The sequence below is a fragment of the Polaromonas sp. P4_F6 genome (genome assembly GCF_056401275.1).
In genome coordinates, this window is sequence record NZ_JBFUJQ010000002.1 from 431,093 (window position 1) to 457,950 (window position 26,858).

A 26,858-nucleotide genomic window follows, 5' to 3' on the forward strand; every position below is an offset into this window, starting at 1 on the left:
GGCGGGCACCAAACTTCTTACTCGACGCGGATGACGCCGCTGGGCTTGAAGCCCAGGTCGGCCGCTTTGCCCTTGCGTGCGCGCGCCGCGCGGGCATTGTTCAGCGTGCGGATTTCCAGGGTTTCCTCGCGCGCCTTGCCGCCGCGGCCTATGCCTTCAATCTTCACGCTGCGGGTGTAAGCCGCCGCGCCGGCCAGGGTGTCCTTGGCCTCGAGGTCTATCAGCATCAAGCCGCGTCCGCCGGCGGCCTGCATTTTCAGCTCGCCGATTTCAAAGGTCAGGATGCGGCCGCCCGTGGAGGCGCAAGCCACATGGGTGGCCGGCAGCATGGGCGTCGTGCCGCTGTTGAAGGCGGCGTGCGAGGGCCTGCAAATGGTTTCGCCTTCGGCGCAGCTGATAAAGGCCTTGCCGGCTTTCAGGCGGGAAGTCATGTTCTCGACCGTGGCGAGGAAGCCATAGCCGCCGCTGGCGCTGAGCAACAGCGCGGCATTGGACGGGCCCGCGAAGTAATGCACCAGCTGCGTGCCCGATTCAAGGTCAATCATCGTGGTCAGCGGCTGGCCGTCGCCACGCGCGCCGGGCAGCGAGGACACCGGCACCGAATAAATCCGGCCGCGCGAGCCAAAGGCCAGCAGCGTGTCGACGGTGCGGCATTCAAAAGTGCCGTACAACCCGTCGCCGGCCTTGAAGGCAAAACCCGCCGGGTCATGGCCGTGGCCGCTGCGCGCGCGCACCCAGCCTTTGTCGCTGATGACCACGGTCACGGGTTCATCGAGCACCTTGACTTCGAGCACGGCTTTTTTCTCGGCCTGGATCAGGGTGCGGCGCGCATCGGCGAACTGCTTGGCGTCGGCCTCGATTTCCTTGACCAGCAGGCGCTTGAGCGCCGCCGGGCTGCCGAGAATTTCCTCGAGCCGGCCCTGCTCTTCGCGCAGGTTCTTGAGCTCCTGCTCGATCTTGATGGCTTCAAGCCGCGCGAGCTGGCGCAGGCGGATTTCCAGGATGTCCTCGGCCTGGCGGTCGCTGAGCCTGAAGCGCGCTATCAGCGCGGCCTTGGGCTCGTCCGACTGGCGGATGATGGCGATCACCTCGTCGATATTGAGCAGCACCAGCTGCCGGCCTTCGAGGATGTGGATGCGGTCCAGCACCTTGTCCAGGCGGTGCTGCGAACGTTTTTGCACCGTGGTCTGGCGGAATTCAATCCACTCGCCCAGCATCTGGCGCAGGGTTTTCTGCGTCGGCTTGCCGTCCAGCCCGACCATGGTCAGGTTGATCGGCGAGGAGCTTTCAAGGCTGGTGTTGGCCAGCAGGGTGTTGATGAGTTCGGACTGGCCGATCTTGCTGGTCTTGGGCTCGAACACCAGGCGCACCGGGGCGTCCTTGCTGGATTCGTCGCGCACCACGTCGAGCACGGCCAGCACGGTCTGCTTGAGCTGCACCTGGTCCTGGCTCAGGGCTTTTTTGCCGGCCTTGATTTTCGGGTTGGTGAGTTCCTCGATCTCCTCGAGCACACGCTGGGTGCTGACGCCGGGCGGCAGTTCCTGCACCACCAGCTGCCACTGGCCGCGCGCGAGTTCCTCGATTTTCCAGCGCGCGCGCACCTTGAGCGAGCCGCGGCCCGTGCTGTAGGCGGCCGCGATCTCCGCGCCGCTGGAGATGATCTGCCCGCCGCCCGGGTAGTCGGGGCCGGTGATCAGCGAAAACAGCTCGTCGTCGGACAGCTTGGGCGTCTTGATCAGGGCCACGCAGGCGTCGGCGACTTCGCGCAGGTTGTGGCTGGGGATTTCGGTGGCCAGGCCGACGGCGATGCCGCTGGCGCCGTTGAGCAGCGCAAACGGCAGGCGCGCGGGCAGCTGGCGCGGCTCCTCGAAGGAGCCGTCGTAGTTGGGCACGAAGTCGACCGTGCCTTCGTCGAGCTCGTCGAGCAGCAAGGTGGTGATGCGCGCCAGCCGCGCCTCGGTGTAGCGCATGGCCGCCGCGCCGTCGCCGTCGCGCGAGCCGAAGTTGCCCTGGCCGTCGATCAGCGGGTAGCGCTGGCTGAAATCCTGGGCCATGCGCACCATGGCGTCGTAAGCCGCCTGGTCGCCGTGCGGGTGGTATTTGCCGAGCACGTCGCCGACCACACGGGCGCTTTTGACGGGCTTGGCCCCGCTGGCGCCGTTGGCGCCGCCAAAGCCCAGGCCCATGCGCGACATGCTGAAAAGAATGCGGCGCTGCACCGGCTTCTGGCCGTCGCAGACGTCGGGCAAGGCCCGGCCCTTGACGACGCTGAGCGCGTATTCAAGATAGGCCCGCTGCGCGTACGCGGCCAGCGAATCCTGGTCGGCGGGCTCGGGAACGGGGGCGACTGCGTCCGGTGTGAAAAGGTCATCCATCGTGAATTTGGCTTGGGGCTAAGTCGGTTGATGCCGGGTCGGCGCGCACAGGCGCGGCCGGTACGGGATTATGAAAAGAAAAAATGGGGGGCCTGCTTTGCAGGCTGCCGGGGGTACCGGCGAAACGCCAGCTGCATGGGTCTCAGTTCCGCTCGGGTGGGGCCTCTGGCGTGGTGGTGGCCGCGACCGTGGTCGGCACCATGTTGCCGCGGCCCGTGCTGCCGCCCATCATCTCCATGCGCACGCGGCCGCCGGGGGCCATCATGCTGGGAGGCTTGAGGTGGTTGTAGAGCTGCATCACGGTTTTCACGTAGTTTTTGGTCTCTGGGTAATTGGGGATTTTGTTGCCCGCGCGCTGCACGGCGCCCTCGCCGGCGTTGTAGGCGGCAATCGCCAGCTCGAGCTGGCCGGGGAACATGGCGATCAGGTCGCTGAGGTAGCTGGAGCCGGCCCGGATGTTGGTCTTGGGGTCGGTCAGTTTTTTGTGGACCGTGGAGTCCTTGCTGGCCCGCACGCCGTAGCGCTCCGCCGTCGGCGGGATCAGCTGCATCAAGCCGACCGCGCCCTTGGGCGAGACGGCCTGGGTGTTAAAGCCCGACTCGGTGGCGATCAGGGCCTGCAGCAGTTCGTAGTCAATGCCGTGCGTGGCCGAAGCCTCGCGCAGCAAATGCTTGACGGCCTTGTAGTTGGGCGACACGTCGAAGTAGGCCAGCAGCTTGGGCGGAGCGGCGGCCACGCCGGTGGCGCGGTTGGCGCCGCTGCCCACGGCCTTGCCGCTGCGGCCGCTGTTGCTGCCGTCGGCGCTGAAGCTTTCGCCGCCGCGGAAAAAGAGTTCATAGCGGTCATCCAGCCGCACGGCCGAAAAATGCGCAATGCCGTCCTTGTCGACATAACCCCAGATGTCGGCATGGGCGGGAGACGCGAACAGCGCAGCCAGGCCCATGACCGCCAGCGGCAGGCCCAGCGCGCGCAGGGGTCGCCGCAGAAAGGAAAGAAAAGTCTCAGTCAGGTTCATCAAATATCAATTTCCACGGCGTCACCGTGCAACTCCATCAGTTCGCGGCGCGCCGCGGCTTCGCCCTTGCCCATCAGCTTGGTGATCAGGGTCTCGGTTTGCAGGAAATCCTGGTTGCCCAGTTGCACGGGCAACAAACGGCGGGTATCCGGATTGAGTGTGGTCTCCCAGAGCTGTTCCGCGCTCATTTCACCCAGGCCCTTGAAGCGGCTGATGCTCCAGGCGCCTTCGCGCACACCGTCCTTGCGCAATTTATCCAGGATGGCGGTCAACTCGCCTTCATCAAGGGCATAAAACTTGGATGCCGGTTTTTTGCCTCGCGCCGGCGCGTCCACCCGGAACAGCGGCGGCCGCGCGACATAGACATTACCCGATTCAATCAGCTTGGGGAAGTGGCGGAAAAACAGCGTGAGCAACAGCACCTGGATGTGCGAGCCGTCGACGTCGGCGTCGCTCAGGATGCAGACCTTGCCGTAGCGCAGGCCGCTGAGGTCGGGCGTGTCGTTGGGGCCGTGCGGGTCCACGCCGATGGCGACCGCAATGTCGTGGATTTCGGTGTTGGCGAACAGGCGGTCGCGCTCGACCTCCCAGGTGTTGAGTACCTTGCCGCGCAGCGGCAGTATGGCCTGGCTTTCCTTGTCGCGGCCCATTTTGGCACTGCCGCCGGCCGAGTCGCCCTCAACCAGAAAGACTTCGTTGTGCGCCAGGTCGCGGCTTTCGCAGTCGGTCAGCTTGCCGGGCAGCACGGCCACGCCCGAACCCTTGCGCTTTTCGACCTTCTGGCCGGCCTTCTGGCGGGTTTGCGCGGCCTTGATGGCGAGTTCGGCCAGCTTGCGGCCGTAGTCGACGTGCTGGTTGAGCCACAGCTCCAGCGCCGGGCGCACAAAGCTGGAAACCAGGCGCACCGCGTCGCGCGAATTGAGGCGTTCCTTGATCTGGCCCTGGAACTGCGGGTCCAGCACCTTGGCGCTCAGCACATAGCTGGCGCGGGCAAAAACGTCTTCGGGCAGCAGCTTGACGCCCTTGGGCAGCAGCGAATGCAGGTCGATAAAGCTTTTGACGGCATTGAAGAGGCCGTCGCGCAGGCCGCTTTCATGGGTGCCGCCGGCGCTGGTCGGGATCAGGTTGACGTAGCTCTCGCGCATGGGCTGGCCGTCTTCGGTGAAGGCCACGCACCACTGCGCGCCCTCGCCTTCGGCGAAGCTGTCGTGCTGGGTGTCGGCAAAACCTTCGCCTTCAAACATCGGGATCACCGGGTCGCCGGTCAGGGTCTGCATCAGGTAGTCGCGCAGGCCGCCTTTATAGAGCCAAGTCTGGGTGTCCTTGGTTTTCTCGTTGGTCAGCGTGACGGTGACGCCGGGCATGAGCACGGCCTTGCTGCGCAGCAGGTGGGTAAGCTCGGCCATGGGCAAAGCCGCCGACTCGAAGTACTTGGCGTCGGGCCAGGCCCGGACCGTGGTGCCGGTCTTACGGTCGCCGTCGCCGTTTTTGCGCAGGTGCAGCTTTTCGGTGACGTCGCCGCCCGAAAACACCAGGTGGGCGACCATGCCTTCACGGTAGGAGGTGACCTCCAGGCGCTTGGACAGCGCGTTGGTCACGCTGACGCCCACGCCGTGCAGGCCGCCCGAGAAGCTGTAGGCGCCGCCCTTGCCCTTGTCGAACTTGCCGCCGGCATGCAGCCGGGTGTACACGAGCTCGATCACGGGCGCCTTTTCTTCCGGGTGCATGCCGAAGGGAACGCCCCGGCCGTCGTCGTCCACGCTGACCGAGCCGTCGCTGTGCAGCGTGACCTTGATCTTCTTGCCGTAGCCGGCCAGGGCCTCGTCGGCGGAGTTGTCCAGCACTTCCTGGATGATGTGCAGGGGGTTGTCAGTGCGTGTGTACATGCCCGGGCGCTGCTTGACGGGCTCCAGGCCCTTGAGCACGCGGATCGAACCTTCGGAATATTCGGTGGGTAGTTTGTCAGCCATGGCAGTTGAAAGAATTGCCGCAATTGTAGTCCGGGCCGCAAAAGTCACTGTATAGGCATACAGCCAACCCGATTCGGGCGTGGAAACCGGGGGCGGGCGCGGCAGCGTTTTGCCATTTTCGTTACAGTCGGCTGATCGCTTCCCCACCCACCCCGGGGCCCTTCTTTTTTCGCCGCTTGCGGCGGCCACCCATGACCACCGACACCAAAAAACTCTCCATGCTGCAGGTGCTGATCTGCGGCGCCACCATCGTCACGCTGTCCATGGGCATACGCCACGGCTTCGGGCTGTGGCTGCAGCCCATCACCCAGGCCCAGGGCTGGACGCGCGAAACCTTTGCCTTCGCGCTGGCGGTGCAAAACCTGTCCTGGGGCGTGTTCGGCATTTTTGCCGGCATGGCGGCCGACCGCTTCGGCGCCTTCCGCGTGATCGTGGGCGGCGCCCTGCTGTACGGGCTGGGCCTGGTGGGCATGGCGCTGTCGCCCACGGGCTTTTTGTTCACCATGACGGCAGGGGTGCTGATAGGCGCGGCGCAGGCCGGCACCACCTATGCCGTGATCTATGGCGTGATAGGCCGCAACATCCCGGCGGAAAAGCGCTCCTGGGCCATGGGCGTGGCCGCGGCGGCCGGCTCTTTCGGCCAGTTCCTGATGGTGCCGGTCGAAGGCCTGCTGATCAGCGGCCTGGGCTGGAAGGAAGCGCTGCTGGTGCTCAGCGGCGCGGTGCTGCTGATCGCGCCGCTGGCGCTGGGCCTGCGCGAAGGCGGCTTTGCCGGCGGCCAGCCGGCCAAACGCGAGCAGACCATAGGCCAGGCGCTGCGCGAGGCCTTCAAGTACCCAAGCTTCCAGTTGCTGATGGCGGGCTATTTCGTCTGCGGCTTCCAGGTGGTGTTCATCGGCGTGCACATGCCCAGCTACCTCAAGGACAAGGGCCTGTCGCCCCAGGTGGCCAGCTACGCGCTGGCGCTGATAGGCCTGTTCAATGTTTTTGGCACCTATATCGCCGGCTCGCTGGGCCAGAAGATCGCCAAGCGGAAAATCCTGGCGACGATTTATTTCTCGCGTGCGGTGGTGATCGCCGTATTCCTGGCGGCGCCGCTGAGCCCGCTGAGCGTCTACATCTTCGCCAGCCTGATGGGCCTGTTGTGGCTGTCCACCATCCCGCCGACCAACGCGGTGGTGGCGCAGATCTTCGGCATCCAGCACATGTCGATGCTGGGCGGCTTTATTTTCTTCAGCCACCAGATCGGCTCTTTCCTGGGCGTGTGGCTGGGCGGCTATTTATATGACCGCACCGGCAGCTACGACATCGTCTGGTACATCGCCATCGCGCTGGGCGTGTTTGCCGCCCTGGTGAACCTGCCGGTACGCGAGGCGCCGATTGCACGCGCCGGCGTGCCGCAAGGGGCCTGAGATGGCCAAAAAAGCCGGCCTGTGGGCGCTCGCGGTCATCGCGTCGCTGGGGGTGTTTGCCCTCTACACACGGCCGGAATTCCTGGTCACACTCGCCAACCAGATCTGGGCTTGCTTTTAGGGCCTGCCCGGCGGTTTTGCGAGTGATGGGGGCCGCGCCCCCAAAAAAAGCGGGAAGAGGACATCATGAAAACCATCATCATCACCGGCGCCTCGGACGGCATAGGCGCGGAAATGGCGCGGCAGCTGGCCAAAACCCATGGCGCCGGCGTGGCGCTGGTGCTGGCCGCGCGCAATGAAACGCTGCTGGACGAGGTCGCGCACCAGTGCGCCGCGCACGGCGCGCAAACCCTGGCTGTCAAGACCGACGTGTCCATCGAGGCCCAATGCCGGCACCTGGTGGATGCCGCCGTGGGCCGCTTCGGCCATATCGACGCCCTGATCAACAACGCCGGCATGTCGGCGCAGGCGCTGCTGGAGGACGTCAAGGCCCAGGACCTGGGCTGGTATGAGCAGCTGATGCGCATCAACTTCTGGGGCAGCGTCTGGTGCACCCATGCCGCCCTGCCCTACCTGAGGCTGCGCCACGGCAGCATCGTCGCCGTTTCCAGCCTGGCCGGGCTGATAGGCGTGCCGGGCCGCACGGCCTACAGCGCCACCAAATTCGCCATGGTGGGATTTTTCGAGGCGCTGCGCGCCGAAATGAAGGGCGCCGGGGTCGGCGTGACCACCGCCTACCCGGGCGTGGTCGCCACCCACATCCGCCACCGCGGCTTCAACGCGGCGGGCGTGGCCGCGGGCTCCAGCGGGCTCAAGGAAGACAAGGCCATGAGCGTGGAGGAATGCGCCCGGCTGATCCTGCAGGGCATGGAGCGCCGGGACCGCGAGGTGGTCATGACGGCCAAGGGCAAGCTGGGCCGCTGGCTCAAGCTGATCGCGCCCGGCCGGGTCGAGGCGATGGCGCTGGCGGCGCTCAAGGATGAGGTGAAACCACTTTGACGGACCCCAGGCCGCACGGAACGGAGCCGCCCTCCGCCTGGGTGCAGCGCTGGTCGCACCTGGTGCGCGAAGGCGGCATGGTGCTGGACGTCGCCTGCGGTCATGGCCGCCACGCCCGCTGGTTTCACGGGCGAAACCACCCCCTGGTGCTGGTGGACCGGTCGCGGGAAGCCCTGGACGCCGCCGCAAGCGCCCTCCCCGCATCGGCCTGCGAGGCCGTGGTGGCCGATATTGAAGCCGGCCCCTGGCCTTTTGCGGGCCGCCAGTTCGACGCGGTCGTCGTCACCAACTACCTCTGGCGCCCGCTGTTGCCGACCCTGCTGGCCAGCCTGGCGCCGGGTGGCGTGCTGATTTACGAAACTTTTACGCAGGGCAACGAGACCGTGGGCAAGCCCTCGCGGCCCGATTTTTTGCTGTGCACCGGCGAATTGCTCGAAATCTGCCGGGGCCTGCGCGTCGTGGCCTTCGAGGAGGGCTTCCACGAAAACCCGCCGCGCTTCATCCAGCGTATAGCGGCCGTCCGCGAAACCGCCGCGACTGCGGGTTTGCCCGCACCGCCGCGCTATTTCCTGCCCTAGGCTCTGGGTAGAATGCAGGATTGGCTTTTCGGGGCCGGCCCGGCGGTATTGCGGCCAGGCCCTATCCGGCCGCGAACGTTTTTAAGTACAGCATGAAACCCATTACTGGCAGCATCGTTGCATTGGCAACACCCTTGCATGATGACGGCAGCGTAGATTACCCCACCCTGCGCAAACTGGTGGACTGGCACATCGCCGAAGGCACCGACTGCATAGGCGTGGTCGGCACCACCGGTGAATCCCCGACCGTCAACGTCGAAGAGCACTGCGAAATCATCCGTGTCTCGGTGGAGCAGGCCAAAAAGCGCGTGCCCATCATGGCCGGCTGCGGCGCCAACTCCACCGCCGAGGCGATCGAACTCGCCAAATTCGCCAAGCAGGTGGGTGCCGACTGCCAGCTGCAGGTCGTCCCCTACTACAACAAGCCCACGCAGGAAGGCCAGTACCGGCACTTCAAGGCGATTGCCGAAGCCGTCGGCGACCTGCCCACCGTGCTCTACAACGTGCCCGGCCGCAGCGTGGCCGATATGGCGCACGCCACCGTGCTGCGCCTGGCCCAGGTGCCCGGCATTGTCGGCATCAAGGAAGCCACCGGCAACATCGAGCGCGCGCAGTGGCTGATCAAGGAAGTGCCCAAGGGCTTTGCCGTGTATTCGGGCGACGACCCGACGGCCGTGGCGCTCATGCTCTGCGGCGGCCAGGGCAACGTCAGCGTGACCGCCAACGTGGCGCCCCGGCTCATGCACGAGCTGTGCGTGGCCGCCGTGGCGGGCGACACCCGCCGCGCCATGGAACTGCAGCTCAAGCTCCTGCCGCTGCACAGGAACCTGTTCATTGAAGCCAACCCGATACCCGTCAAATGGGCCATGGCCCGGATGGGTCTTTGCGGCGGCACCTTGCGCCTGCCCATGACGCCGCTGGAAACATCGAACGAAGCGGCCGTGGAAAGCGCCTTGCGCGCCTGCGGCCTGATTTGATTTGCCTGATCTGATTTTTAAGGGAACCCAAGTGAAGATATCGCCAACACGTCCTGCATTTTCAAAAGCCCGGAGCGCCGCAGCCGTGTCCGCGCTGGTTGCCCTCGGCCTGCTCGCCGGCTGCTCCTCCCTGCGCGAAGTGATGGACGGTGAACGCGTCGATTACAAGAGCAGCGGCGCCAAGGGCCCTTCGCTGGACATCCCCCCCGACCTGACCCAGCTCAGCCGCGACACCCGTTACGTGGTGCCCGGCACGGCGGTATCCGCCAGCAGCTACCAGGTGGGCCAGCCCACGCAAGCCGTGCAGACGGCCGCCACCGCCGTCGGCGACGTGCGCATCGAGCGCGCGGGCAGCCAGCGATGGCTGGTCGTGAACCGGCCCGCCGACAAGCTCTGGGGCCCTGTGCGCGACTTCTGGCTGGAAAGCGGCTTCCTGCTCGCGCAGGACCAGGAAAACCTGGGCATCATGGAAACCGACTTCGCCGAAAACCGCGCCAAGCTGCCGCAGGACTTCATCCGCAGCGCGCTGGGCAAGGTGTTCGACGGCCTCTATTCGACCGGCGAGCGCGACAAGTTCCGCACGCGCCTGGAGCGCCGCCCCGATGGCGGCACCGAAATTTACGTCAGCCACCGCGGCATGGTTGAAGTGATTACCGGCGCAAAATCCGGCAGTTCCTCCGGCGACAGCACGGTCTGGCAGCCCCGTCCCGCCGATCCGGAACTCGAAGCCGAATTCCTGCGCCGCCTGATGGTCAAGCTGGGCGTGTCGCAAGAGCAGTCCAAGGCCCTGGTGGCCGCGGGCGCCACCAAACAGACCTCGCGTATCGCCACTGTCAACAACCTGCCTGTCGTGCAGATCGACGAAGGTTTTGACCGCGCCTGGCGCCGGGTCGGCCTGGCGCTGGACCGCACCGGCTTCACCGTTGAAGACCGCGACCGCAGCCAGGGCACCTACTTCGTGCGCTACGTCGAGCCCGTCGTGAACAAGACCGAGCCCGGCTTCTTCAGCAAGCTGTTCAGCGGATCGCCGGCCGCCACGCCGCCCCTGAAGTACCGTATCGCCGTCAAGAGCCAGGGCGAGAGCACCACGGTTTCCGTCCTCAATGCACAAGGCACCGCCGAATCGTCGGCCAATGCCCAGCGCATCGTGCAGGTGATCGCCGACGACCTCAAATAATCCGGGCTTGCCGCCCGACCGCCCCGGCCACGGATTGCGACGCCCATGTTGAGGTTCAAAAGCCTGGGCAGCGGCAGTTCGGGCAATGCCACCGTGGTCGAAGCGGCGGGAATCGCGCCATCGCGGGTTCTTGTCGACTGCGGGCTGGGCCTCAAACACCTGCTTTACCGGCTTGGTGAAGCCGGCTTGCAGCCCGAGGACATCCATGCCGTGTTCATCACGCATGAACACGGCGACCATATCGGCTGCGCGCGCTCGCTCGCCCTGCGCTATCGCATCCCGGTCTGGATGAGCCACGGCACGCATGCCGCCATAGGGGCGCCGGATTTCGACGGGCTGCTGCATACCGCGCGTGACGGCAAAGCCATAGAGCTGGGAGGCCTGCAGCTCACGCCTTTTACCGTGCCGCACGACGCCAGGGAGCCCTTGCAGCTCAGTTGCACCGACGGCTCGGCCAAGCTCGGCATCCTGACCGACCTGGGCCACGCCACCACCCATGTCATGTCACATCTCATGACGTGCGATGCCCTGATGCTGGAATGCAACCACGACACCGACATGCTGGCGCGGTCGTCGTATCCGCCTTTTTTAAAGCGGCGCGTGGGCGGCCAGTACGGCCATCTCTCCAATGCCGCGGCGGTGGAGATTGCCCGCACCCTGGTTCACGGGCGTTTCAAGCACCTGGTAGCCGCGCACCTGAGCGTACAGAACAACCGGCCTGCGCTGGTGCGGGCGCTGATGGCTGAAACCCTGGGTTGCGGCGAGGACGACATCGTCGTGGCCGCGCCCGACACCGGAACGCCCTGGCTTTCGGTTTGAGGCCGGAGCGCCCGCCGAGAACACGATGCGGCGAAAAAAATAAGGGCAAAAAAAAGCCGCCTTACGGCGGCTTTTTCAATTCACTGAAGAATTACTTGGCGGCGCTTGCAGGAGCTGCGGTAGCGGTAGCAGCAGCGGCAGCGGCGGCGGCATCAGCAGCTGGAGCAGCAGACGCGGCAGCGGCGGGTGCGGATGCAGCAGCAGCAGGTGCGGAAGCTTCAGCAGCAGGTGCAGGAGCTGCAGCGGCTGGTGCAGGAGCTGCGGCTTCTTCTTTCTTGCCGCAAGCAGCCAGTGCAACAGCGGCAACGATAGCTGCCAAAACGAGGGACTTGTTCATTTTTTCGATCCTTGATGATATTTAAGAAAACAATTTCCGGAAATTGTCAAAAGAAACCCAAACCGGAATTCAAGTTATTTTTGACCGGGGAAAGGACTCGAGCTCTTTCTACCCAGCTTTAAATTATATGCTGGATATTACAAGTCTGAAAACCCTTAGTCGACGAATCGTGACCGTACGACGGGCCCCGCGCAATGCTTGCGCAATCCTTGCGTTTAAAGACCCAGGGTGGTGGCCGGGAAGGCCGGCGAACTTTTCAGCAGCCTTTCATTAAGCCGCTCCCTGAGCGCAACCCGGCGCGCCGGCTCGGACCCGGCCATGCCCGTGCAGCGCTGCAGGTCCAGGCGCTCAAAGACCCAGCCCGGCCCCAGCAAGGCGCTGGGCAGGTCATCGGCCGGGGCCGACGCGTTGGCCCGGCATTCCACGATATGGGCCCAGGTCCGCCGCCAGGTGACGAAGCGCGCATGCCGGCGCAGCACCTCGTCGTAGTTCCTGGCCAGCATGGTGAAGGTCCGGCCGGTTTTGGACCAGTCGTTCAAGGCCTGCACCACCGCGCGCTCGCCCAGGGGCCAGTCTTCAAAATCCGGGTCGCAGACGATGATTTCACGCCAGCCCTGCTGCGCCGCCGCGGAAAAAGCCTGGCGGATCATCTCGGTGAAATCGGCGCGCCCGCTGAAACGGCCTTCCGGCAAGGCCTGCGGCGGGGTGGGTGTTGTGTCGGTTTCCATGGAGTATCTCCTTGGCAAAAGTGGCAAACAGTTGCTGGGCCGATCAGGAATCCGCGCACGGCTCCTGCCGCAGCCAGCCGGCATCGTGCCAGTCGCCCAGCAAGGCCATCGCGGAGGCGCCGGCCTTGCGCAGCTCATGCGGCGCCAGGCCGCGGCCGTCGGCCAGCCGGCGCATCAGCGTCGCATCGGCGCCTTTGGCGCGGTAGCTCTCCCCGTTGATGAACACATGGTCGGCGTCATACATCATCCGGGTGCGCGCATCCAGCCTGACGCCCGCGCGGCCTGCCCGCGCGGCCTCGGCATCCCATTCATGGTCGGCTTCGTCAAACCACACGGAAGGCTTGGGTTCGGTCATGTACTCGCCCAGGGCGCAAGCCAGCGCGAGGGGGTCTTTCAGCGCCTCCTGCACGGCCTGGCTGGCAAAGGCCGCCAGCTCTGCCGGCAAGGCCGCCGGGGTGGCCGTGGCATCCTGCCCGGGATCGCGGTAGATCTCGGAGGCTTTGGCTGCGCGGCGCCCCGCAGGAGCATCCGCCTGCCTGTCGTCCTCGCTGAATTCCGCCAGGCGCTGCAGCAGTTCCGCCGCCAGTTCGCCGCGCCCTGGCGACCGGAACCCGATCGAATAGGTCATGCAGTCGGCCGCCTTGCCGTCACCCGGCGGCGCCGCTTCGGCAATGCCGTCATGGGCGTAACGCGGGGGCAGGTACAGCATGTCGCCGGCTTCCAACACAAACTCCTGCTCGGGCTCGAAGTTCTGCAATATCTTCAGCGGCACGCCCTCCTGCAGGCTCAGGTCTTTTTGCCGCCCTATCTTCCAGCGCCGCCGCCCGCTGGCCTGCAGCAGGAACACGTCATAGCTGTCAAAGTGCGGCCCCACGCCGCCGCCCGCTGTGGCGAACGAGATCATCAAGTCGTCAAGCCGCGCATCGGGAACAAAACGAAACTGCTGCAGCAGCTCGTGCGCCCCGGCGTCATGCAGGTCCACGCCCTGCACCAGCAAGGTCCAGGCCTTCTGGCTCAGCGGCGGCAGGCCGCGCGGCGCAAAAGGCCCCTGCTTCATGCGCCAGCCCTTGGCTTGCTGGACGATCAGGCGCGACTCCACCTGTTCACTCGCGGCCAGCTTGAACAAGGCCGCGCGGCTCAGCAAAGGCTGGAATCCAGGCAGGGCCTGGCGCACGAGCAGCGGCTTTTTTTGCCAGTGGCGGCGCATGAATTGCGCCGGGCTCAGGCCGGCGAGGAGCGCTAGAGATTGGTTTACATCCATGGGACAATTGTCGGATGAAAATCACCCCGCAATGCGTCGTAGCCCTGACATGGACGCTGAAAGACACCCTGGGCGATGTGCTGGACGAACTGGATGAGCCCATCGAGTTCCTGCTGGGCGGTGACGACCTGCTGGCCAAGATCGAGCATGCCCTGCAAGGCCATGAAGCCGGCGACACGCTTGAGCTGCACCTGGAGCCCGAGGACGCCTTTGGTGACTATGACGAAAGCCTGGTGTTCCTGGAGCCCCGCAAGGTTTTCCCGGCCGAGCTCGAAGAAGGCATGACCTTCGACGGCGCGGCCCTGCCCAAAGGTGTCAGCGGATCGGCACCGCATGACCATATCTACACGGTCACAGAAATCTATCCCGAGCACGTGGTGCTGGACGGCAACCATCCGCTGGCGGGCATCGCCATCCGGCTGGCGGTCAAGGTCGAGTCGGTGCGTGAAGCAAGCGAAGAGGAAATCGGCCAGGGCTCGCTGGGCACCGGCTTCTTCAAGCTCGAGCCCCTCACGCCCGGAAGCGGCACCCTGCACTAAGGTCAAGGCGGCATGCCGCCGCCTTTTGACAACCCCGGCCGCTTACATCCGGTACAGCAGGCCGTTCTCAATCCTCACGCGATCACCTATGCGCAGGTCGCCGGTAGAAGGCACGTCATAGGCACGGCCGGTGCCATTGTCGAGCTGGACGGATACGCGGTAGGTTTCGCGAACCGCACCGGGATTGCGGTTTTTCTCAATCGCATTACCAGCCACGGCGCCGCCCACTGCGCCGACAACCGTCGCCACATCCTTGCCGGTGCCGCCGCCGATCTGGTGGCCCACCACCGCGCCGGCCACACCGCCGAGGATGGCGCCTACGCCCGAGCTCCTGGCCTGTTCCTGGGTGCGAAACACTTCGACATTGCTGACGCGTCCGTATTCGATATAGCGGTTCTGCTGGTTGGCGGGATAGGTGCCCGCCGGGTAGGTTCCAGCGGGATAGGTCTGGTTGGGGTAGCTGGCGGTGTTGGGATAGGCGGGCGGGTAATTTGCGTCAGAGGTCGGCGGCGGGTTCATGGGCGCGCAGGCCGCAAGGGCGGCCAGCGCCAGCACCACGGACGCGGATGAAATAAAGCGGGATGTGTTTCGCATGAGTCTCTCCTGTTGGTAAGTCATGAGATCCCGGCACCACAGGCGCATGGACTCTCATGGCTTATTAAGGATGCGGCCCGCGCCTTCCCAGGTGGGGATTGGGCCTGTGGTGGCGTGGGAGCCTTGTTGCAGGGGTTGTAGGAAAACCCCCACCCCTGCGCACGGCGGCCCGGAGTGCCGGGCTCAGGCCTTGCCGGTGGAGCCGTAGCCGCCTTCCCCGCGCTCACTGGCGGGAAATTCGGACACCACATTGAACTGCGCCTGCACCACGGGCACGATCATCAGCTGCGCGATCCGCTCCATGGGTTCAATCGTGAAGGGCACATCGCTGCGGTTCCAGGCGCTGACCATCAGCTGGCCCTGGTAATCGCTGTCGATCAGGCCCACCAGGTTGCCCAGCACGATGCCGTGTTTGTGGCCCAGGCCCGAGCGCGGCAGGATCAGCGCGGCATAGCCCGGGTTGTGCAGGTAGATGGCGATGCCGGTAGGCACCAGTTGCCAGGCGTTGGCCGCCAGCGTGAGCGGCGCATCCAGGCAAGCGCGCAGGTCCAGGCCGGCGCTGCCGGGCGTGGCGTAGGTGGGGAGGTTGTTCTGAAGGCGCGGGTCGAGAATCTTGACGTCGATGTGCATGAACTATTTTTTCTTCGGAGGTTGATTTTTTTGGGCCTTTTGGGCCTTTTGGGCCTCTTCGGCCGCTTGCTGCGCCAGTTCACGCAGGCGCTGGAGCAGCGCCCCGGATGACCGGCGGTTGGCCTGGAACACCGCCCACGCGCCGTACACCAGCAGCGCGGGCAGGAACAGGAAACCGGTTCCGGGCACCACCTCGGACAAAACCTGGGTGGCGATCCACAGAATAACAACCCATTTGACGTGGGTGGCAAAGGCGGCGACGGCGGCGGCGACTGGCGCGGGCTTGTCGGATGGCGCAGCGATGTTTGCCGGAGATGGCGTGCGCGGCGCGGTTTTGTCCTGGGGCTTGAGCCGGTCTTCACGGGCTTCGGCCGGCGCAGGCGCATTCGCATGGGTCAGGCGCTCCACGTAAGCCACAAAATCGCCGTCCGGCGGCGTGTTGGAAGGAAGGTTCACGGTGCGGCCGTTTTCCCTTTGGGGGTATCCGCCATCCTGGCCGCGATCTCGCCCACCAGCCGCCGCGCCAATGAGAGCTTGGAGGCCCGGGGCAAGGCTTTGCTGCCCTGCGCATCCACCAGCAGCAGCGCGTTATGGTCCTGGCCGAAGGTGTCGGGGCCGATGTTGCCGACCAGCAGCGGCACTTTTTTGCGCAGTCGCTTGGCCTCGGCGTTTTCCGCGAGGTCCTGGCTTTCCGCCGCGAAACCCACGCAGAAAAGCCGGCCGGCTTGCGCCGCGGCGGACTGGGCCACAGTGGCCAGGATGTCCGGGTTCTCGGTGAACGCAAGTTGCGGCGCCTGGCCGGAGCCGTCTTTTTTGATCTTCTGGGCCGACGGCGCGGCGGGCCGCCAGTCGGCCACCGCCGCCGTGGCGATAAAAACGCTGGCGGCCTGGGCGCGCGCCGCCACGGCGTCCAGCATTTGCTGCGCGGACCTCACGTCGATGCGGGTCACGCCGCGCGGCGTGGGCTGGCTCACCGGGCCGGCGACCAGCGTGACCTCGGCGCCCGCCTCGCGCGCCGCGCGCGCGATGGCAAAACCCATCTTGCCGCTGGACAGGTTGGTGATGCCGCGCACCGGGTCTATGGCTTCATAGGTGGGGCCGGCGGTGACCAGCACGCGCTGGCCAACCAGCACTTTGGGCGCAAAAAAGGCCACCAGGTCCTCGAGAATCTGCTCGGGCTCCAGCATGCGCCCATCGCCGGTCTCGCCGCAGGCCTGGAAGCCGCTGCCCACGCCCAGCACCGTGGCGCCGTCGGCGTCCAGCTGCACAAAATTGCGCTGCGTGGCCGGGTGGGCGTACATCTCGCGGTTCATGGCCGGCGCCACCAGCAGCGGCACCTTGTCGATGGGTCGGGCCAGGCACATCAGGCTGAGCAGGTCGTCGGCGCGGCCGTGCAGTAGCTTGGCCATGAAGTCGGCGCTCATGGGCGCGACCAGGATGGCGTCGGACTCGCGCGACAGGTTGATGTGCGCCATGTTGTTGTCTTCGCGGCTGTCCCACTGGCTGGTGTAGACCGGCCGGCCGCTCAGGGCCTGCAGCGTGACGGGCGTGATGAACTGCTCGGCCGCCTCGGTCATGACCACCTGCACCGTGGCCCCGGCCTTGATCAGGGCCCGGCACAGCTCGGCCGCCTTGTAACAGGCGATCCCGCCCGACAGGCCCAGCACGATGTGTTTGCCGGCCAGGTCCAGAGTTTCGTCGCTGTCCAAGCCGCTTCCCGCAGGGGTCACTTGATTCGTCATGCCCGCAATGTATCAGCTAAGCCCCCTTAATTCATCGGCCCCCGCGGGCAACCCGTATAATCTCCGTTTACCACCTCTACGAACTTGCGGTTCGTACCTGACATGACCAAATTTGTCTTCGTCACCGGCGGTGTGGTGTCTTCCCTGGGCAAGGGAATCGCCTCAGCCTCCTTAGCTGCGATCCTGGAATCGCGAGGCCTCAAAGTCACTTTAATCAAGCTCGATCCCTACCTGAATGTGGATCCGGGCACGATGTCGCCCTTCCAGCACGGCGAGGTTTTCGTGACCGACGACGGCGCCGAAACCGACCTGGACCTGGGCCACTACGAGCGTTTCATCGAAACGCGCATGCGCAAGGCCAACAACTTCACCACCGGCCAGATCTACAAAAGCGTGCTCGAAAAAGAGCGCCGCGGCGACTATCTCGGCAAGACCGTGCAGGTCATCCCGCACGTCACCAATGAGATCCAGGAGTTCGTCAAGCGCGGTGCCGGGTATGAAACACCCGATGCGGTCGACGTCGCCATTGTCGAAATCGGCGGTACCGTCGGCGACATCGAGTCCCTGCCCTTCCTCGAAGCCGTGCGCCAGATGAGCCTGCGCCTGGGCGCCAACAACACCGCTTTTGTGCACCTGAGCTACCTGCCCTGGATCGCCGCCGCCGGCGAGCTCAAGACCAAACCGACCCAGCACACCGCCAAGCAGCTGCGCGAAATCGGTATCCAGGCCGATGTGCTGCTGTGCCGCGCGGACCGCCCCATCCCCAGCGAAGAGCGCGAAAAGATCTCGCTGTTCTCCAACGTTCCCGAATGGGGCGTGATCTCCATGTGGGACGTCGACACGATCTACAAGGTGCCGCGCATGCTGCACGAGCAGGGCCTGGACGGCCTGATCTGCGACAAGCTGCGCCTCAATACGCCGCCAGCCAACCTGCGGCGCTGGGACGACCTGGTCTACGAGACCGAGCACCCCCAGACCGAGGTCCACATCGCCATGGTCGGCAAGTACGTCGACCTCTCCGACAGCTACAAGTCGCTCAATGAAGCCCTGCGCCATGCCGGCATGAAAAACCATGCCAAGGTGGTCATCGAGTACGTCGACTCCGAAACCATCACGCCGGACAACGTTTCGCGCCTGGCGCGTTTTGACGGCGTGCTGGTGCCCGGCGGTTTCGGCGTGCGCGGCGTCGAAGGCAAGATTTGCGCGGCCCGCTTCGCGCGCGAGAACAAGATGCCCTACCTGGGCATCTGCCTGGGCATGCAGGTCGCCACCATCGAATTCGCGCGCCATGTCGCCGGCCTCAAGGATGCCAACAGCACCGAGTTCGACCCGGCGACGCCGCACCCCGTCATCGCGCTGATCACCGAATGGAAAGACGCCGACGGCACCATCAAGACACGCGACGCCAAGTCCGACCTGGGCGGCACCATGCGCCTGGGCGCGCAGAGTTCCGACGTCGCCCCCGGCACGCTGGCGCACAAGATCTACGGCGATGTGGTCACCGAACGCCACCGCCACCGCTACGAAGCCAACGTCAACTACCTGGACGCCCTGCGCGCCTCGGGCCTGGTCATTTCCGCGCTGACGCAGCGCGAGCAGCTCACCGAAATCGTCGAGCTGCCGCAGGACGTCCACCCCTGGTTTGTCGGCGTGCAGTTCCACCCCGAGTTCAAGTCCACGCCCTGGGCCGGCCACCCGCTGTTCAATGCCTACATCGCGGCCGTGCTCCAGCTGCGCGCCAGCGCGGGCCAGGGCGGCAAACCCTCGGCCAAGCCCCTGAAGGCGGTGGCCTGACCATGAAGCTGTGTGGATTCGACATCGGCCTTGACCAACCGTTTTTCCTGATCGCCGGCCCCTGCGTGGTGGAGTCCGAGCAGTTGCAGATGGACACCGCCGGAACGCTCAAGGAAATCACCAGCTCGCTGGGCATTCCCTTCATCTTCAAGTCGAGCTACGACAAGGCCAACCGCTCCAGCGGCACCAGCTTTCGCGGCCCCGGCATGGCCAAGGGCCTGGAAATCCTGGCCAAGGTCAAGCGCGAACTGGGCCTGCCCATCCTGACCGACGTGCATTCCGAAGCCGACATCGCCACCGTCGCCTCGGTGGTCGACGTGCTGCAGACCCCGGCCTTTCTGTGCCGCCAGACCGATTTCATCCACGCCGTGGCGCAATCGGGCAAGCCGGTCAACATCAAGAAAGGCCAGTTCCTGGCCCCCGGCGACATGAAAAACGTCATCGACAAGGCCCGTGCCGCCGCGCGCGAAAAAGGCCTGGACGAAGACAGCTTCATGGCCTGCGAACGCGGCGCAAGCTTCGGCTACAACAACCTGGTGTCCGACATGCGCAGCCTGGCGATCATGCGCGAGACAAAAGCCCCCGTGGTGTTCGACGCCACCCATTCGGTGCAGCTGCCCGGCGGCAACGGCACCAGCAGCGGCGGCCAGCGCGAGATGGTGCCTGTGCTGGCGCGCGCCGCGGTGGCGGTCGGCGTGGCCGGCCTCTTCATGGAAACCCATCCCGACCCGGCCAAGGCCATGAGCGACGGCCCGAATGCCGTGCCGCTCAAGCACATGAAAGCGCTGCTCGAAACGCTGCTTGCGCTGGACCGCGTCACCAAGAAAAACGGCTACCTCGAAAACAATTTTTCCGCCTGACCATGGATGCGGCCGGACGGACCTGCGGGCCGCCCGGCAAACACAGTCCCGCGCCGGCAGGGCATGCGGATACCTTTTAGAAACCTTTGGAACCCGACATGCCCAGCGCCTACATCATTGCCAACGTGACGGTTACGAACCCCGAACAATACGAACAGTACAAAAAACTGTCTAGCATTGCCATGCAGGCGCACGGCGCCGAAGTTTGCGTGCGCGGCGGCAAGATCGAGGTACTGGAAGGCGACTGGACGCCGAGCCGCATCGTGGTGCTGAAGTTCCCCAGCGTGGAGCAGGCCCGCGCCTTCAATGAATCCGCCGAATACGAAGCGGCGCGCCAGTCGCGCCAGGGCATTGCCGTCATGCGCATGGTGCTGGTCGAAGGCGTGTAACTTTTTTGTTTTTTTATCTTTGTTTTTCCGATTTTTGAAAGAGCCTAAATGAGCGCAATTGTTGATATCGTCGGCCGCGAAATTCTCGACAGCCGTGGCAACCCTACCGTTGAATGCGACGTGCTGCTGGAGTCCGGCGTCATGGGCCGCGCGGCCGTTCCCTCCGGCGCCTCCACCGGCTCGCGCGAAGCGATCGAGCTGCGCGACGGCGACAAGTCGCGCTACCTCGGCAAGGGCGTGCTCAAGGCGGTCGAGCACATCAACACCGAAATCTCCGAAGCCGTGCTGGGCCTGGACGCCAGCGAGCAGGCCTTCCTGGACCGCACGCTGATCGACCTGGACGGCACCGACAACAAATCGCGCCTGGGCGCCAACGCCACGCTGGCCGTCAGCATGGCCGTGGCCCGCGCCGCCGCCGAAGAGGCCGGCCTGCCCCTGTACCGCTATTTCGGCGGCAGCGGCGCCATGCAGATGCCCGTGCCCATGATGAACGTGGTCAACGGCGGCGCGCACGCCAACAACAACCTGGACCTGCAGGAACTGATGATCATCCCCGTGGGCGCACCGAGCTTTCGTGAAGCCGTGCGTTACGGCGCCGAAGTCTTCCACGCGCTCAAGAAAATCCTGCACGACAAGGGCATGAGCGTGGCCGTCGGCGACGAGGGCGGCTTCGCCCCCAACGTGCCCAGCCACGAAGCGGCCATCCAGATGATCCTGGAAGCCATTTCCGCGGCCGGTTATGTGGCCGGCGAGCAGATCGCCCTGGGCCTGGACTGCGCGGCTTCCGAGTTCTACAAGGACGGCAAGTACGTGCTGTCCGGCGAAGGCCTGAGCCTCTCGGCCGAAGAGTGGACCAACATCCTGGCCACCTGGGTCGACAAATACCCCATCATCAGCATCGAGGACGGCATGGCCGAGGGCGACTGGGACGGCTGGAAGATCCTCACCGAGAAGCTCGGCAAAAAAGTGCAGCTGGTCGGCGACGACCTGTTCGTCACCAACACCAAGATCCTCAAGGAAGGCATCGACAAGCACATTGCCAACTCCATCCTGATCAAGATCAACCAGATCGGCACCCTGACCGAGACCTTCGCCGCCATCGAGATGGCCAAGCGCGCCGGCTACACCGCCGTGATCTCGCACCGCTCCGGCGAAACCGAGGACTCGACCATCGCCGACATCGCCGTGGGCACCAACGCCGGCCAGATCAAGACCGGCTCGCTCTCGCGCTCGGACCGCATGGCCAAGTACAACCAGCTGCTGCGCATCGAGGAAGACCTCGGTGACGTTGCGTCCTACCCAGGGCGCGCCGCCTTTTACAACCTGCGCTAAGCACTGAACCGCACGTGGGAAATCGACTCGTCCCTGCCGTCCTGATTGCGCTGCTGGTCATCTTCCATGCGCAACTTTGGGTGGGCCGGGGCAGCGTTCCCAGCGTGCGCGAAATGCAGCACCGGCTGACCGAGCAGCAAGCCAAAAACGCCCAAGCCCAGGCCGCCAACGACCAGCTCACGGCGGAAGTCAGGGACTTGAAGGAAGGCCTGGAAATGGTCGAGGAAAAAGCCCGCAGCGAGCTGGGCATGGTCAAGCCCAATGAAATCTTCGTGCAGGTCACCAAGTAGGCTTCAGCAAGCCTGCCAGGCCTGCCGGTGCGCTTGACGGATTGACCGTGCTGAAAATCGCCGTCACCGGCGCCCCGTCGACCGGAAAACACCCGCTTGCCTCCGACTTGGAGCGCGCCCTCAAAGACGCGGGCCGGGATGCGCAGGTGGCCGTGACGGACCCGTCCGCGCCTTCAGGCAGCGCAGCCGACCATGCCGGCTACGGCCTGACGCTGCTGTGCGGGCTGGAGTCGGCCGAAGCGGCCCGACAGGCGGCCGACCAGTCCATACGGTCGGCCCTGGCCGCCGCCGGCACGGCTTACTGCGTCCTCTATGGAAGCGCCCCGCAGCGCCTGGCGCAGGCGCTGGCCGCCGTTGAACGCCTGCTGCCGGGGTCACTGCCGCGGAAACAGGCGCCGGCCGGCAGGAGCAAGGCCTGGGTGTGGGTTTGCGACAAATGCAGCGACCCGGCCTGCGAACACCGCCTGCTGAGCGACCTGCTGGCGCAGCGCGCCGCTTATTGAACCGTGGAAGTCGGCGGCTGCTGGTTGGTCTGGCTGGTAAAGAGCTGCGCCGCGTCCACCGGGTCGAATTCATACTGCGCACCGCAAAACTCGCAGTCGACCGCCACCTTGCCGCGCTCGGAAATAATGCTCTCGATTTCCGCCGTGCCCAGGCTGCGCAGCATGCTGCCCACGCGCTCGCGCGAGCAACTGCAGGCAAAGCTCGGCGTCGCCGGCTCAAAACGCGTGACCTGCTCTTCCCAGAACAGCCGGCGCAAAATGGTGTCGGCATCCAGGCCCAGCAGTTCTTCGCGCTTGAGCGTGCCGGCCAGCATCGCGATGCGCTTGTAGTCCTCGTTGACGCCTATCTGGTCTTCGTTGGCGTCGCGGTCTATCTGGCCTTCGAGGTTGCCCTGGCCCTTGACCGGCAGACGCTGGATCAGCAGGCCCGCGGCCACATTGCCGTCGGCCGCCAGGATCAGCTTGGTGTCCAGCTGCTCGCTCTGCAGCATGTAGTGCTCCAGCACTTCGGCCAGGTTTTCGATCTTCTCGCGCTGGTCGCCGTACAGAGGCACCACACCCTGGTAGGCCTGCTGGCCCGGCAGCTTGTCTTTCGGGTCCAGGGTGATCGCGCAGCGCCCCTGGTTGCTCACATTGACCAGCTGGCTCAGCGAACTGCCCGGGTCCACCGTGCCCGTCACCGTGGCGGTGGCGCGCAGGCTCAGGTCGGGCTGCACCTCGGCCACGGCCAGCTTGACCGGTCCGTCGCCGAAAATCTGCAGGATCAGCGAGCCGTTGAACTTGATGTTGCTCTGCATCAGGGCGCCGGCCGCCGTCATTTCCCCCAGCAAGTTGGTAACCTCGGCCGGATAGCCGCCGGCCGCTTCCCTGCGCTTGAGGATTTCCTGCCAGGAGCCGGTCAGGCGTACCAGCATGCCGCGTACCGGCAAACCGTCAAAGATGAATTTATGGAGTTCAGACATAGCGGGAAAAGGGTAAAAGTGGCGGGCCAATAAAAAAAGAAGGCCGGCCTCAGCCCACCTTCTTGAGCCCGGTCTTGTAGCGCCGGGCATTGTCTACATAGTGCTTCGCGCTCATTTTTAAACCCTCTATCTGCTCCGGGGACAGCTGCCTGACAGCTTTAGCCGGGCTTCCGAGGATCATGGAGCCGTCGGGGAACTCCTTGCCTTCGGTGACCAGGGAGCCGGCGCCGACCAGGCAGTTCTTGCCGATTTTCGCGCCATTGAGCACCACCGCCTGGATGCCTATCAGCGAGCCGTCGCCTATGGTGCAGCCGTGCAGCATGACCTGGTGGCCGACGGTGACGTTTTCGCCTATGGTGAGCGGCAGCCCCATGTCGGCGTGCAGCACGCTGTTGTCCTGGATGTTGGAGCCCCGGCCCACGGAAATGGTCTCGGTGTCGCCCCGTATCACCACGCCAAACCAGACGCTGCTGTCTTCGGCCAGTTTCACATTGCCCATCACCTGGGCGTCGTCGGCCACCCAGGCGGATTCATGAACGTCAGGGGCCAGGTTGTCCAGTTGGTAGAGGGCCATGGGTTTTGTACTTTGTGAGGGGGCAGGGTCAAAAAAGCAGGGCCAGCACCCAGCCGGCCCCGATACCCCCCGATTGTAAGAGCCTGTTCAATGCCTAAACGGGGCCGCGCAAGCGCCTTCTCGGGATGGGATGCAAGGCGCGGTGCGACGCCCATAGCATGGCTATGAGCTAGCGCCGCAACRCCGCAGACCGCCCGAGAAGGKGCTTGCCCTCCGGGTTGGGGTGACGCAAACGCGGTCGCGTTTGCATCCCCGTTGGGGCAGCCGCACGACGCCCAGCCGGCCGGCTGGGCGGTCGGGCGATTGAGCCACCCGGTCCCTTGCATGGGCATTAGCCCATGCGGCGTGCCCGGTCGGCCCACTCATCCCGATTGCACCCCAACGCGGCCCCGTTTAGACATTGAACAGGCTCTCAGGAGCCACTGCCGTATCGCCGACAATCCCCCCATGACGAGCGAGTCTCCTCCCGCGGAACTGCGCCAGCTGGCGCTGCGGGCGCTGCTGGAAACCGATCCCGCGCAAAAGGTACTGATGGCCCGGCAGACCATGGCGCAGGCGGGCACGCTGGCAGTCGACGCCGGGCTGGAACTCCAGGCCCCGCCCGGCCTGCCCGGTTGCCCGCAGCGTCCCGAGCTGCGCTCCCACCTGGATGTGCCCAAGCGCTCGCCCTTCACGCGCGAAGGCCTGGCCGCCCTGCTCCACGCCGTGACGCACATCGAATTCAACGCGATCAACCTGGCCCTGGACGCGGTCTGGCGCTTTTCCGGCATGCCGCGCGCCTACTACCTGGACTGGCTCAAGGTGGCCGCCGAGGAAGCCCAGCACTTCAGCCTGCTGCGCGCCCACTTGCAGGCCATGGGCTATGACTATGGCGACTTTCCGGCCCACACCGGCCTCTGGGACATGACGCGCAAGACCGAGGGCGACCTGCTGGCGCGCATGGCCCTGGTGCCGCGCACCCTGGAAGCCCGGGGCCTGGATGCCACCCCGCCCATGCAGGCCAAGCTGCGCAAGGTCGGCACGCCCGATGCGCTGCGGGCCGTGGACATCCTGGACGTGATCCTGCGCGACGAGATCGGCCATGTCGCCATCGGCAACCACTGGTACCGCCAGCTGTGCACCCAGCGCGGGCTGGAGCCCGTCGCCACCTATGCCTTGCTGGCCCGCCAGTACGAGGCGCCCCGGCTCAAGGGCCCGCTAAACCTGGATGCCCGCCGGCGGGCGGGATTCAGCAATGAAGAGATCGACACGCTGAAGGGGGCCGAAACGGCAACCTATTGCAGCAAGAGCTGAGGCGCCTAACGTTCGCGTTGAGCGGCGCTCCACTCTTCGGCGTGTCCGCTGTCGAACACGCGGTTAGAGCGCATTGCCGAACTCATTGGGCTGCAAGGCCCCGCACAAGAAACTGCTCCACCCGTGTCCAGTTCCCGGTATCCAAGTGCGAGTCGAGGGCATGAGGCGGGATCTTCGTACCCATCCAAACCACTTCTTTTCGTGCGGCAACCTCAACAAGAAATTCGGATACATACGTCTTATATACGGACGTTTCGGGTTCTGAGAACAAGACCTTCGCCGCAGCAGGAAGGTCGGCCAAACGAGCTATGTTTGTATTCAATTCGACGCTCATTGATCCATCGCCATTCCGATACGCATTGATCACGTTAGACCAAAAACTATGTTGGAGATTCGCGAGCACATGAATGGCTGCTTGCCAGCAACGAATCTGGCCTTCCTTGTCTTCGCTCCGCATGACGGGCCAATCGGTCCAAAACCTGGTACGCAGTGAGGAATTGGCCGGCGGAGGCTCAGTGCTCAAAAGCCGTTGTACAAGGTACTTTTGTTCGTTGGAAAACTGGAGGTCGCCAAGCCGCGCGTTGCAATCAGGAGAGACCTGGGCAAGCGCAGGACACGCGACCATGACCAGCGACAGCAGCATTGATATTTTCATGACGCGTTCCAAGGTAGAAGTGAGCGGCGGACAGTGGGCCGGCGAAAGCCGGCCGATAGGACGGCTGTGTCGAGCGACTTGTTAGGCGGCATGCCCATCAGATCTTGGAAAAGCGGGCGTTGGAGCTGCTCAAGCATTCCGGTCTTTCTTCGAAGTGGCGCCACTTTCCCAAGATTTTTCCTATCTCACAGGTCCCAATCACCTGCCCAGGAAAGTGATGAATCCAACAACGGACACCCTCTTTCAGGTCCTCGCTGCCTACCGGATGTATTGTGAGTTCAAGAACTATCGAATCGCCTGGATGGACGGAGACGCCACGATAGTCTCCTGTGGATCGGGCGAACAGCCCGAGCTCCATCCCGGAATCTGTGAAGTAGCGCCTACGCCAGCCGCCGGGACCCTGCGGTCCGAGAAACAGTTCCTGACCCGCGGCGGTGAACGAGGCTTCCGCCCAATAGTAGTAGAACAAGCCCTAGCCTCTCTGCCGTCTAACGTAGAGGTAAGCGGTGACCATGGGTGCCTGCGAGTGTAGCGAGTGGACTCCCTTGGGCGTCCGTCTGACCGCCTTGTTATGCCTTCGCGTCACGAACACAAAACCACTGCTCAATAAGTTTGGCCGCTTCAGAGATTGCGTCCACATCATTACCAAACCGTTCCTCAACATGCGCCTCCCAGCCGACGATTGGCGATGCCCTCCACTGGGCTGACAACCACGCGTTGAACTCTTGCCCAATTAGCGGTTCGACACCGGCATCAAATAGCGCGGTCTCATATCCCACGATAGCCGCGGCGAATGTGCGTAGGGACATAGTTGGACCAAGCCACATACCGGGCCGAACACCAAGCCGGGCGATAAAAAGCCGCAAGCTATCGATCGAGAGGGGCATAAGGTTTGACATGAGAAGCTCGCGATGGAAGGGTTAGGTCTCTGCCGCACGGACGCACCAATATTCAGCATGGGGCCTAACGTAGAAATGACCGGACGACCAACACTTGCGGCGAAGCCGCCTCCTGCTGTTGTGGATCCGTGTCGATTGAAATGTTAAGCCTCAC

At 64.7% G+C, this 26,858-nt stretch carries 28 protein-coding genes; 14 read left to right on the forward strand and 14 right to left on the reverse strand.

All coding sequences use genetic code 11. From position 1 onward, the window contains the following. Positions 1-17: 17 nt before the first annotated feature. From parC to AC1DUN_RS07870, 3 genes are all read right to left on the reverse strand, one after another. Positions 18-2,375, reverse strand: a complete 2,358-nt coding sequence (gene parC, locus AC1DUN_RS07860; RefSeq protein WP_477713472.1) for a DNA topoisomerase IV subunit A — start codon at positions 2,373-2,375, stop codon at positions 18-20. Between the two features lie 142 nt (positions 2,376-2,517). Beyond that, a complete protein-coding gene (locus AC1DUN_RS07865) occupies positions 2,518-3,390 on the reverse strand; it encodes a lytic transglycosylase domain-containing protein (protein ID WP_477713473.1) in 873 nt (290 codons plus the stop codon). Then, the gene (locus AC1DUN_RS07870; protein ID WP_477713474.1) at positions 3,390-5,360 is read right to left on the reverse strand and encodes a DNA topoisomerase IV subunit B; all 1,971 of its coding nucleotides are present in this window, start codon (positions 5,358-5,360) and stop codon (positions 3,390-3,392) included. Before AC1DUN_RS07870 ends, AC1DUN_RS07865 begins: the two co-directional genes overlap by 1 nt. 191 nt (positions 5,361-5,551) lie before the next feature. Between AC1DUN_RS07870 and AC1DUN_RS07875 the strand changes: the two genes are divergently transcribed. The 6 genes from AC1DUN_RS07875 to AC1DUN_RS07900 all read left to right on the forward strand — a co-directional run bounded on the left by AC1DUN_RS07875 (position 5,552) and on the right by AC1DUN_RS07900 (position 11,322). Beyond that, on the forward strand, positions 5,552-6,772 hold the full coding sequence (locus AC1DUN_RS07875) for an MFS transporter (protein WP_477713475.1): 1,221 nt from the start codon (positions 5,552-5,554) through the stop codon (positions 6,770-6,772). Between the two features lie 186 nt (positions 6,773-6,958). After that, positions 6,959-7,771 carry an SDR family oxidoreductase gene (locus AC1DUN_RS07880; protein ID WP_074577733.1) on the forward strand — a complete coding sequence of 271 codons (813 nt, stop codon included), beginning with the start codon at positions 6,959-6,961 and terminating at the stop codon, positions 7,769-7,771. After that, positions 7,768-8,349, forward strand: a complete 582-nt coding sequence (locus AC1DUN_RS07885; protein WP_477713476.1) for a class I SAM-dependent methyltransferase — start codon at positions 7,768-7,770, stop codon at positions 8,347-8,349. Before AC1DUN_RS07880 ends, AC1DUN_RS07885 begins: the two co-directional genes overlap by 4 nt. 92 nt (positions 8,350-8,441) lie before the next feature. Further along, the gene (dapA, locus tag AC1DUN_RS07890) at positions 8,442-9,326 is read left to right on the forward strand and encodes a 4-hydroxy-tetrahydrodipicolinate synthase (protein WP_477713477.1); all 885 of its coding nucleotides are present in this window, start codon (positions 8,442-8,444) and stop codon (positions 9,324-9,326) included. Positions 9,327-9,411: 85 nt separating this feature from the next. After that, positions 9,412-10,503, forward strand: coding sequence for an outer membrane protein assembly factor BamC (gene bamC, locus AC1DUN_RS07895; protein ID WP_477713478.1), 1,092 nt, complete (start codon positions 9,412-9,414; stop codon positions 10,501-10,503). A gap of 45 nt (positions 10,504-10,548) precedes the next feature. Further along, on the forward strand, positions 10,549-11,322 hold the full coding sequence (locus AC1DUN_RS07900) for an MBL fold metallo-hydrolase (protein ID WP_477713479.1): 774 nt from the start codon (positions 10,549-10,551) through the stop codon (positions 11,320-11,322). Between the two features lie 75 nt (positions 11,323-11,397). On the opposite strand, the gene AC1DUN_RS07905 is transcribed toward AC1DUN_RS07900, so the two are convergent. The 3 genes from AC1DUN_RS07905 to AC1DUN_RS07915 form a co-directional block, all read right to left on the reverse strand. After that, positions 11,398-11,628 (reverse strand): hypothetical protein, encoded by a 231-nt coding sequence (locus tag AC1DUN_RS07905; protein ID WP_477713480.1) that lies wholly within the window; start codon positions 11,626-11,628, stop codon positions 11,398-11,400. 246 nt (positions 11,629-11,874) lie between these two features. Continuing rightward, positions 11,875-12,387, reverse strand: a complete 513-nt coding sequence (locus AC1DUN_RS07910) for a hypothetical protein (RefSeq protein ID WP_477713481.1) — start codon at positions 12,385-12,387, stop codon at positions 11,875-11,877. Positions 12,388-12,430: 43 nt separating this feature from the next. Then, positions 12,431-13,648, reverse strand: a complete 1,218-nt coding sequence (locus tag AC1DUN_RS07915; RefSeq protein ID WP_477713482.1) for a cupin domain-containing protein — start codon at positions 13,646-13,648, stop codon at positions 12,431-12,433. A 14-nt stretch (positions 13,649-13,662) separates the two neighbouring features. On the opposite strand from AC1DUN_RS07915, the gene AC1DUN_RS07920 reads away from it, so the two are divergent. Further along, the gene (locus AC1DUN_RS07920) at positions 13,663-14,187 is read left to right on the forward strand and encodes an FKBP-type peptidyl-prolyl cis-trans isomerase (RefSeq protein WP_477713483.1); all 525 of its coding nucleotides are present in this window, start codon (positions 13,663-13,665) and stop codon (positions 14,185-14,187) included. A gap of 42 nt (positions 14,188-14,229) precedes the next feature. On the opposite strand, the gene AC1DUN_RS07925 is transcribed toward AC1DUN_RS07920, so the two are convergent. From AC1DUN_RS07925 to coaBC, 4 genes are all read right to left on the reverse strand, one after another. Further along, positions 14,230-14,781 carry an outer membrane lipoprotein gene (locus AC1DUN_RS07925; RefSeq protein WP_477713484.1) on the reverse strand — a complete coding sequence of 184 codons (552 nt, stop codon included), beginning with the start codon at positions 14,779-14,781 and terminating at the stop codon, positions 14,230-14,232. A gap of 183 nt (positions 14,782-14,964) precedes the next feature. Continuing rightward, complete coding sequence (gene dut, locus AC1DUN_RS07930; protein ID WP_074576942.1) at positions 14,965-15,411, reverse strand: dUTP diphosphatase; 447 nt, start codon at positions 15,409-15,411, stop codon at positions 14,965-14,967. Positions 15,412-15,414: 3 nt separating this feature from the next. Beyond that, positions 15,415-15,819, reverse strand: coding sequence for a hypothetical protein (locus AC1DUN_RS07935; protein ID WP_477713485.1), 405 nt, complete (start codon positions 15,817-15,819; stop codon positions 15,415-15,417). Between the two features lie 44 nt (positions 15,820-15,863). Beyond that, the gene (coaBC, locus tag AC1DUN_RS07940) at positions 15,864-17,153 is read right to left on the reverse strand and encodes a bifunctional phosphopantothenoylcysteine decarboxylase/phosphopantothenate--cysteine ligase CoaBC (protein WP_477713486.1); all 1,290 of its coding nucleotides are present in this window, start codon (positions 17,151-17,153) and stop codon (positions 15,864-15,866) included. Between the two features lie 102 nt (positions 17,154-17,255). On the opposite strand from coaBC, the gene AC1DUN_RS07945 reads away from it, so the two are divergent. From AC1DUN_RS07945 to AC1DUN_RS07970, 6 genes are all read left to right on the forward strand, one after another. Next, positions 17,256-18,947, forward strand: a complete 1,692-nt coding sequence (locus AC1DUN_RS07945; RefSeq protein WP_477713487.1) for a CTP synthase — start codon at positions 17,256-17,258, stop codon at positions 18,945-18,947. A gap of 2 nt (positions 18,948-18,949) precedes the next feature. After that, positions 18,950-19,807, forward strand: coding sequence for a 3-deoxy-8-phosphooctulonate synthase (gene kdsA / locus AC1DUN_RS07950; RefSeq protein WP_477713488.1), 858 nt, complete (start codon positions 18,950-18,952; stop codon positions 19,805-19,807). Between the two features lie 98 nt (positions 19,808-19,905). Further along, positions 19,906-20,196 (forward strand): DUF1330 domain-containing protein, encoded by a 291-nt coding sequence (locus AC1DUN_RS07955; RefSeq protein WP_036840093.1) that lies wholly within the window; start codon positions 19,906-19,908, stop codon positions 20,194-20,196. A gap of 48 nt (positions 20,197-20,244) precedes the next feature. Continuing rightward, complete coding sequence (gene eno / locus AC1DUN_RS07960; RefSeq protein WP_007873230.1) at positions 20,245-21,528, forward strand: phosphopyruvate hydratase; 1,284 nt, start codon at positions 20,245-20,247, stop codon at positions 21,526-21,528. A 14-nt stretch (positions 21,529-21,542) separates the two neighbouring features. Beyond that, positions 21,543-21,818, forward strand: a complete 276-nt coding sequence (locus AC1DUN_RS07965; RefSeq protein ID WP_074576952.1) for a septum formation initiator family protein — start codon at positions 21,543-21,545, stop codon at positions 21,816-21,818. A 47-nt stretch (positions 21,819-21,865) separates the two neighbouring features. Beyond that, entirely contained in the window at positions 21,866-22,321 is a 456-nt protein-coding gene (locus AC1DUN_RS07970) for a hypothetical protein (protein ID WP_477713489.1), read from the forward strand. Here AC1DUN_RS07970 and hslO read toward each other — a convergent pair. Together hslO and AC1DUN_RS07980 are read right to left on the reverse strand one after the other, a co-directional pair. Next, on the reverse strand, positions 22,315-23,283 hold the full coding sequence (gene hslO, locus AC1DUN_RS07975; protein ID WP_477713490.1) for an Hsp33 family molecular chaperone HslO: 969 nt from the start codon (positions 23,281-23,283) through the stop codon (positions 22,315-22,317). The two genes, AC1DUN_RS07970 and hslO, sit on opposite strands and share 7 nt — an antisense overlap. Before the next feature lie 49 nt (positions 23,284-23,332). Beyond that, positions 23,333-23,857, reverse strand: a complete 525-nt coding sequence (locus tag AC1DUN_RS07980; RefSeq protein ID WP_477713491.1) for a gamma carbonic anhydrase family protein — start codon at positions 23,855-23,857, stop codon at positions 23,333-23,335. A 447-nt stretch (positions 23,858-24,304) separates the two neighbouring features. Between AC1DUN_RS07980 and AC1DUN_RS07985 the strand changes: the two genes are divergently transcribed. After that, positions 24,305-25,150, forward strand: a complete 846-nt coding sequence (locus AC1DUN_RS07985; protein ID WP_477713492.1) for a ferritin-like domain-containing protein — start codon at positions 24,305-24,307, stop codon at positions 25,148-25,150. Between the two features lie 82 nt (positions 25,151-25,232). On the opposite strand, the gene AC1DUN_RS07990 is transcribed toward AC1DUN_RS07985, so the two are convergent. Together AC1DUN_RS07990 and AC1DUN_RS07995 are read right to left on the reverse strand one after the other, a co-directional pair. After that, positions 25,233-25,805 carry a hypothetical protein gene (locus AC1DUN_RS07990; RefSeq protein WP_477713493.1) on the reverse strand — a complete coding sequence of 191 codons (573 nt, stop codon included), beginning with the start codon at positions 25,803-25,805 and terminating at the stop codon, positions 25,233-25,235. 569 nt (positions 25,806-26,374) lie between these two features. Continuing rightward, positions 26,375-26,704: a hypothetical protein gene (locus tag AC1DUN_RS07995; RefSeq protein ID WP_477713494.1), complete on the reverse strand. Its 330-nt coding sequence runs from the start codon at positions 26,702-26,704 to the stop codon at positions 26,375-26,377. Positions 26,705-26,858: the final 154 nt, after the last annotated feature.

What these genes read in the sequence shown, in the direction of transcription:
- parC (WP_477713472.1), bottom strand. Translation starts at nt 2,375, where the DNA reads ATGGATGACCTTTTCACACCGGACGCAGTCGCCCCCGTTCCCGAGCCC.
- AC1DUN_RS07865 (WP_477713473.1), bottom strand. Translation starts at nt 3,390, where the DNA reads ATGAACCTGACTGAGACTTTTCTTTCCTTTCTGCGGCGACCCCTGCGC.
- AC1DUN_RS07870 (WP_477713474.1), bottom strand. Translation starts at nt 5,360, where the DNA reads ATGGCTGACAAACTACCCACCGAATATTCCGAAGGTTCGATCCGCGTG.
- AC1DUN_RS07875 (WP_477713475.1), top strand. Translation starts at nt 5,552, where the DNA reads ATGACCACCGACACCAAAAAACTCTCCATGCTGCAGGTGCTGATCTGC.
- AC1DUN_RS07880 (WP_074577733.1), top strand. Translation starts at nt 6,959, where the DNA reads ATGAAAACCATCATCATCACCGGCGCCTCGGACGGCATAGGCGCGGAA.
- dapA (WP_477713477.1), top strand. Translation starts at nt 8,442, where the DNA reads ATGAAACCCATTACTGGCAGCATCGTTGCATTGGCAACACCCTTGCAT.
- AC1DUN_RS07900 (WP_477713479.1), top strand. Translation starts at nt 10,549, where the DNA reads ATGTTGAGGTTCAAAAGCCTGGGCAGCGGCAGTTCGGGCAATGCCACC.
- AC1DUN_RS07910 (WP_477713481.1), bottom strand. Translation starts at nt 12,387, where the DNA reads ATGGAAACCGACACAACACCCACCCCGCCGCAGGCCTTGCCGGAAGGC.
- AC1DUN_RS07915 (WP_477713482.1), bottom strand. Translation starts at nt 13,648, where the DNA reads ATGGATGTAAACCAATCTCTAGCGCTCCTCGCCGGCCTGAGCCCGGCG.
- AC1DUN_RS07920 (WP_477713483.1), top strand. Translation starts at nt 13,663, where the DNA reads ATGAAAATCACCCCGCAATGCGTCGTAGCCCTGACATGGACGCTGAAA.
- AC1DUN_RS07925 (WP_477713484.1), bottom strand. Translation starts at nt 14,781, where the DNA reads ATGCGAAACACATCCCGCTTTATTTCATCCGCGTCCGTGGTGCTGGCG.
- dut (WP_074576942.1), bottom strand. Translation starts at nt 15,411, where the DNA reads ATGCACATCGACGTCAAGATTCTCGACCCGCGCCTTCAGAACAACCTC.
- coaBC (WP_477713486.1), bottom strand. Translation starts at nt 17,153, where the DNA reads ATGACGAATCAAGTGACCCCTGCGGGAAGCGGCTTGGACAGCGACGAA.
- AC1DUN_RS07945 (WP_477713487.1), top strand. Translation starts at nt 17,256, where the DNA reads ATGACCAAATTTGTCTTCGTCACCGGCGGTGTGGTGTCTTCCCTGGGC.
- kdsA (WP_477713488.1), top strand. Translation starts at nt 18,950, where the DNA reads ATGAAGCTGTGTGGATTCGACATCGGCCTTGACCAACCGTTTTTCCTG.
- AC1DUN_RS07955 (WP_036840093.1), top strand. Translation starts at nt 19,906, where the DNA reads ATGCCCAGCGCCTACATCATTGCCAACGTGACGGTTACGAACCCCGAA.
- eno (WP_007873230.1), top strand. Translation starts at nt 20,245, where the DNA reads ATGAGCGCAATTGTTGATATCGTCGGCCGCGAAATTCTCGACAGCCGT.
- hslO (WP_477713490.1), bottom strand. Translation starts at nt 23,283, where the DNA reads ATGTCTGAACTCCATAAATTCATCTTTGACGGTTTGCCGGTACGCGGC.
- AC1DUN_RS07980 (WP_477713491.1), bottom strand. Translation starts at nt 23,857, where the DNA reads ATGGCCCTCTACCAACTGGACAACCTGGCCCCTGACGTTCATGAATCC.
- AC1DUN_RS07985 (WP_477713492.1), top strand. Translation starts at nt 24,305, where the DNA reads ATGACGAGCGAGTCTCCTCCCGCGGAACTGCGCCAGCTGGCGCTGCGG.
- AC1DUN_RS07990 (WP_477713493.1), bottom strand. Translation starts at nt 25,805, where the DNA reads ATGAAAATATCAATGCTGCTGTCGCTGGTCATGGTCGCGTGTCCTGCG.
- AC1DUN_RS07995 (WP_477713494.1), bottom strand. Translation starts at nt 26,704, where the DNA reads ATGTCAAACCTTATGCCCCTCTCGATCGATAGCTTGCGGCTTTTTATC.